This is a genomic window from Rubidibacter lacunae KORDI 51-2 (assembly GCF_000473895.1).
Taxonomy (GTDB): Bacteria; Cyanobacteriota; Cyanobacteriia; order Cyanobacteriales; family Rubidibacteraceae; genus Rubidibacter; species Rubidibacter lacunae.
The window spans coordinates 1-6,395 of the sequence record NZ_ASSJ01000072.1; the positions used below are offsets into that span (position 1 = coordinate 1).

A 6,395-nucleotide genomic window follows, 5' to 3' on the forward strand; every position below is an offset into this window, starting at 1 on the left:
TTCTGATGCACCCGTTCCACATGCTGGGCGTAGCGGGAGTCTTCGGCGGCTCGCTGTTCTCGGCAATGCACGGTTCGTTGGTGACCTCGAGCCTGGTGCGGGAGACGACGGAGAACGAGAGCCAGAACTACGGCTACAAGTTCGGGCAAGAGGAAGAGACGTACAACATCGTGGCAGCGCACGGCTACTTCGGTCGTTTGATCTTCCAATACGCATCGTTCAACAACAGCCGTTCGTTGCACTTCTTCCTGGCAGCCTGGCCGGTGGTGGGCATCTGGTTCACGGCATTGGGCATCAGCACGATGGCATTCAACCTGAACGGGTTCAACTTCAACCAGTCGATCCTGGACAGCCAGGGTCGTGTGGTGAGCACCTGGGCAGACGTGCTGAACCGAGCGAACCTGGGCTTCGAGGTAATGCACGAGCGCAACGCGCACAACTTCCCGCTGGACCTGGCCGCCGTGCAAGCGCCGGAAATCCTGGGCTAGGACCGTGCGAGCTAGCTTTCGCTAGTTGATGAGCGAAGCGCCCCCAAAAGGGGGCGCTTTTTCGTAGCTGTTAATTCGCTTAACACTAGCGGCACGATAACTGGCAACTCTTTCCATTCGCAGCTCATAAAAAAGCTCATGATTACTACAACCAGCCGACCTGCTTGGGGACGCGTCTTCCAGCAACCCGCTGTTGAATTTGCTCCTACACCGCTGAATGTCCTTGAAGGTTCGTTACCTGCAGGCTTGCGCGGAACGCTGTATCGTAACGGTCCCGGTCGACTTCAGCGCGGTGGCGATCGCGTCGGACATTGGTTTGATGGGGATGGAGCTATCTTGGCGATCGCGTTGAGGGGCACCGACGCCACCGGTTGCTATCGCTTCGTGCAAACCGAGGGGTACCGGGCCGAAGCAGCCGCCGATCGCTATATATTTCCCAACTACGGGATGACGGCACCGGGACCATTTTGGAACAGTTGGATTCGCCCGGTTAAAAACTCTGCCAATACCTCAGTACTCGCGCTGCCGGACAAGCTCCTAGCTCTTTGGGAGGGCGGTAACCCCCATGCGCTTGAATTGCAAACACTCGAGACTTTTGGGAGCGATCGGCTCGACGGACTAGTCGATGACGAACCCTACTCGGCTCATCCCAAACGCGATCCGCAAACTGGCGAGATTTACAACTTCGGACTGACTTTTGGACCGAAGGTCACCATTAATCTCTACCGCAGCGCGCCCGACGGCAAGATTTTGCAACGCGGAAGTTACCGCCTTGACTGCTTCCCCATGCTGCACGACTTCGCGATTGCCGGAGGCTATTTGATATTTTGCATCCCGCCCGTCCGCATCAACTTGCTGAGGGTTTTCTCCGGTCTGGATAGCTTCGGTGGGGCCGCCAGATGGCAACCCCAGCATGGGACCGAAATCCTCGTCTTCGATCGCGAAACCCTTTCACTTGTCAGTCGCAGTCGCACCGACCCGTGGTTCCAGTGGCACCTTGCCAACGGCTGCGAAACTCCCGACGGCGAGATCGCGCTCCAGCTTGCACGCTTCCCCGATTTCCGCACCAACCAACATCTCAAGGAAGTTACCACGGGCAGGGCGACGACCCTCGCGCGGGCAACCCTCTGGCAACTCCACATCAATCCGAAAACTGGAGAGGTTGTGGTCTCTGAAGAACTTTGCGATCGCGGGTGTGAGTTTCCCGTAGTACGTGGCAGCGATCCCGGTCAGCCCTGGCCGGCGACCTATCTAACAGTTCACCGCGATGGAGGCGATCGCCGCCCCGATCTCTTTAATGCAATTGCCCGTTACGACACACGCAGTCAAACGCTGACCGTTGCCGATGCCGGTGCAAGTTGCTACCCATCCGAACCGATTCATGCCGCAGATGCTGATGTGCCCGAGCGAGGCTGGCTCCTGACGGTCGTCTACGATGGCGCTCGCAACACCAGTGAAGCTTGGATCTATCCCGACGACCTCAGCAGTAAAGAACCGATCTGCCGATTGGCATTGCCCCAGGCGATCCCGCACGGGTTCCATGGCACTTGGCATCCTGCACGCTAAGGGCGGCAGATCGCGCCAACATCAATCCATGCACGTGCGTATAAATCCACACTATCTAGGAGAACATGAGCTATATTGATTACTGATATATGACATAAGTAGAATTACCAGGGGCACCTATGAGCACGGATGAAGCACAGACAGCTCCTGTCGCACTGTCGGGGCGCGAGCTGCAAATCGTCGAGTTGGTTACGGTAGGACTGACCAACCAGGAGATTGCAGAGCGTCTTGAAATCAGCAAGCGCACGGTCGACAACCATATCAGTAACATTCTAGACAAGACTTCTACCGGTAATCGTGTGGCTCTGGTGCGCTGGGCACTCCAGTGGGGGAAAGTGTGTTTGGATGATGTGAACTGCTGTGCTTTGTCGAGCAGTCTCGGTCGGAATAACGGGAACGACCAACCGCAGAGCGCTTAGGGTTTACTGCTAACTGTATTCTGCAAAGTGCTTGCCAGCATTAGCTTCAATTGACGAATCTTGAATCCTTACGATTGCTGCGAGTCTCATTGAGTGCTGTGTTCGTTCTTCGCTGATGCTACATCCAAAGCTTCGTCGGTAGGTTGAGCGGCCCAACAACGTCCTCCGGCATCGGGAAAGCGGGTGCTGCATTTGGGGGATGGTGTTATTGAGCTCTGGATGTTTGCCCACGGTCGTAAGTTCATGAGCTCGCGCGATCCTCGACACTCAAACGTCGTTTTAGATAGCGATCGCGCCAATAAACCTTGGGCGAATGGCGCATACCTCGGACTCGACCGTACTTGTGATCGGTACTAGCGAATCTGGATAGTATTCAGACAAAGTTGGATGGGTAATGTTGGATGGGTAACAACTGTATCCAGACAGCATCCTTTGGATGCTCGGCAGTTCGGGCTGTCCCTCTGGTTTTCTGGTAAGCAGGCACGCGAGCGTTTAGAATCGTCTCGTTTGCAAACTCTTACCGCCCCATGAGCGCATCCCTGATTCCAATGATTCTGGCTGGTGGCAAAGGCACGCGCTTTTGGCCGGTCAGCCGAGCCCACCGCCCCAAGCAGTTTTTAGCCTTAGATGGCGGAAATCGCTCGTTGCTGCAAGTGACCGGCGATCGCTTAACTGCAATGGGCATCGCCCGATCGCAGATGTGGGTGGTGACCTCGGAGATGCTTGCTGCAGGCGTCCGGGAGCAGATGCCGGAGGTGCCGTGCGAGAACGTGTTGGTCGAGCCCCAAGGTCGCGATACCGCACCGGCAGTGGCGTGGGCAACGCTGACAGTCGCCGAGCGATACGGAGATGACGCGATCGTCGGCTTCTTTCCGGCCGACCACTGGATTGCTGACACGGACGCCTTCGCGCGAGCGATCGATGCAGCTACAAAGCTAGCTGCCAGCACCACAGCAATCGTGACATTGGGCATGGCACCGAGCTTTGCCTCAACGGGTTACGGTTACATCGAGCGCGGCACCCCCGTTGGCGAATTTGCCGGAATGCCCGCCTACCGCGTCAGCCGCTTTACCGAAAAACCCGATGGCGAAACGGCCCGAGCATTTCTCGATGCAGGTTGCTTCAGTTGGAATAGTGGCATGTTCGTGTTTCGAGCAGGCGTGGCGCTGGCCGAACTAGACCGACATGCACCGGAGATCCTGCAGCCGCTGCGTGCCTCCGGTAAAGATGCATACGCCACACTTCCTAAGAACAGCATCGACTATGCATTGATGGAAAAAACCGCACACGCCTATGTTCTCCCAGCCGAGTTTGGTTGGGACGACCTTGGCGACTGGAATGCGCTGGAGCGGCTGTTCAAGGGCGATCGCGATAACGTTGAGTTAGCCATCCATGTCGGTCGCGATACCAAGAACTCGATTTTCTACGCTAGCGATAGTAACGAGACGATCGCGACGATCGGATTGGAGGATATTGTCGTCGTTCGCGATCGCAACGTAACGCTCGTAGCTCACAAGAGTCGCACTCAAGAAATCAAAAAATTGCTCCAGCAACTACAGACGGATGCACGCTTTCAGGATTTGCTGTAGAAACTGAAGACAAATCGAGTCCCCTACCATTGCAGGAGCAGGAAGCCGTGTTTGCTTTAGCGCAAAACACCTCGCGCCAGCGAGAAATTCTCGAAGTTGTCTTCCGAAATGGTTGGGAATACATGCGCCGCCTGCTGACAGGTGGGAGGGCTGACGAACCGGCGCTGCCGACCCCCGCTGTCCTGCGGAACATTCTCATCGATCTCGGTCCGGTTTACGTCAAACTCGGACAGCTATTAAGCACGCGTCCGGACATCTTGCCACCGGACTACACTGAAGCGCTCACCGCACTGCAAGCAAATGTTCCGCCGGTTGCTTGGGCGGAAGTTGAAGTCCTCATCCGCAAGCAACTCAACTGCCCGTTAGAGGATGCGTTCGAAACCATCGATCGCGAGCCGGTTGCGGCTGGGTCGATCGCGCAAACGCACCGCGCGAGGTTGATGAGTGGGGAAGAGGTAGCGCTGAAGGTGCAGCGACCGGGTATTGAAACGGTAGTCGAGCAAGATATCAGCATCATCCATGGACTGGCGGAGTTGGCATCGCGTACGGACATCGGTCAAGATTATGATGTCGTTGCCCTGGCAGAAGAGTTCACCAGCGCGCTGAGAGCGGAGTTGGATTTCACGAAGGAAGCTAATTTTACCGAGCAACTTCGGAAGAACCTTGCTGAGAGCCGCTGGTTCGATGCGGATGAGATTGTCGTACCCGCAATCAATTGGACGCTGACGTCGAGTCAGTTGCTAGTGATGGAATGGCTGAATGGTAAGCCGATCCTGACAGCAGAGTTACCTGCAGGTGAGTCCGGCGATGCCAAGCGCGATGCAACGACGACGCTGCTATTTCGAGCGTTTTTCCAGCAAATTTACATTGATGGGTTCTTTCATGCCGATCCACATCCCGGCAATATCTTCTATCTCGACGACGGGCGCATTGCCCTAATCGATTGCGGTATGGTCGGGCGGCTCGATCCCCGCACGCAACAAATTCTTACTGAGATGTTGCTGGCGATCGTCGATATCGACGCGCGGCGCTGCAGTCAGCTGACGCTCGAACTAGCCGAAGCCGGCCAGCCTGTGAACATGCTGCGTCTGGAAAACGACTACGATCGGATGCTACGCAAGTATTACAACCTATCTTTATCACAGATAAACTTCTCAGAAGTTTTCTACGAAGTCTTGCAGATCGCACGTGCAAATCGCATCCAAATGCCCAGCAGTTTGGGCTTGTATGCAAAGAGTTTAGCCAATCTTGAAGGTGTGGCGCGGGGCTTCAACCCGAAGCTAAACTTGCTCGATGAAATCAAGCCGCTGATCGCCGATCTGTTCCGCCGTCAGTTATTCGGCACTAGCCCCCTACAAACGCTGCTGCGCACGACACTCGATCTCAAAAGCTTATCGCTGCAATCGCCACGCCAAGTGGAAGTGCTACTCGATCGCATCACATCAGAAAGTCTACATTGGAATATCACACTCCGCGATCTCGACCCGCTCCGCCGAAGCTTAGACGATTCGGCCAACCGCTTGTCATTCAGCATTGTTGTGGCTGCCTTGATCGTTGGGGCGGCGATCGTATCGGCCAATGCAAACTCCTCGCAAGCAACCGTGATCGGCAATGCCCTCTTTGCTGCAGCGAGCCTCATCGGCTTGTGGTTGATGATCAGCATTGTGCGATCGGGACGGCTGCGCTAAGGGTTGTTTTTTTGAAGAGACTATTGATCAATAGCTAATCTCTTGCAGCATATCCCGCCCGTATCAGCTTTACCCAGACTTGTGAAAAAAGCGGTTCGATGGCGAAAGAAAAAATCAGGCTCGAGGCTGAACGCATTGCCACCTTGGACCCGGCACGAATAACTCCCTCATTTTCTCAGTTCCAGAAGTCTGCGAAGCCCTACATTGCTGTTTTGACTTCCACGCCGACGCCATCCTCAATCGGCGATGTTACCGTCGATGCTGACTGGACTTATAGCTTAGTCCTTGCTAAACAGAATTTCCTCTACCGTGCACGAACTCGCAAAAAAACACTCGCCAGGTACGAGCACCACCACACTTTAGAGATAGGTCGCCTTAATGTGCATCGACTTTCACCATAGGACTGACTCCAAGGGCGGTATTGTGCGCCATCCCGTCAGATTTTTTACTCTAAAGCGACTCTCATTTTGGTGATAATTACTCACCGATCCACTCCACATTAAGACTGTGAGGATGAATTAGAACAGCATTGTCAAATTCCCAGCTGTATCAAAAAACTATATGATTCGCGAGAAAAATAACTTCAAATCCCTGCCTTACGAAGATTTTGAGGAGCTACAACTTCTCAGGTCACCTACGAGTGCC

4 protein-coding genes and 1 pseudogene are annotated in these 6,395 nt (G+C 54.8%); all 5 read left to right on the forward strand.

The window, feature by feature from the left end; all coding sequences use genetic code 11:
* Positions 1–488: pseudogene (locus KR51_RS12705) on the forward strand (photosystem II q(b) protein); the annotation flags it as partial.
* 138 nt (positions 489–626) lie between these two features.
* Positions 627–2,054, forward strand: coding sequence for a carotenoid oxygenase family protein (locus KR51_RS12710; protein WP_022608343.1), 1,428 nt, complete (start codon positions 627–629; stop codon positions 2,052–2,054).
* Positions 2,055–2,173: 119 nt separating this feature from the next.
* Positions 2,174–2,473: a photosynthetic electron transport-dependent transcriptional regulator PedR gene (gene pedR / locus KR51_RS12715; protein WP_022608345.1), complete on the forward strand. Its 300-nt coding sequence runs from the start codon at positions 2,174–2,176 to the stop codon at positions 2,471–2,473.
* 527 nt (positions 2,474–3,000) lie between these two features.
* A complete protein-coding gene (locus KR51_RS12720; protein WP_022608347.1) occupies positions 3,001–4,062 on the forward strand; it encodes a mannose-1-phosphate guanylyltransferase in 1,062 nt (353 codons plus the stop codon).
* A 47-nt stretch (positions 4,063–4,109) separates the two neighbouring features.
* The gene (locus KR51_RS12725; protein ID WP_022608348.1) at positions 4,110–5,750 is read left to right on the forward strand and encodes an ABC1 kinase family protein; all 1,641 of its coding nucleotides are present in this window, start codon (positions 4,110–4,112) and stop codon (positions 5,748–5,750) included.
* Positions 5,751–6,395 lie beyond the last annotated feature (645 nt).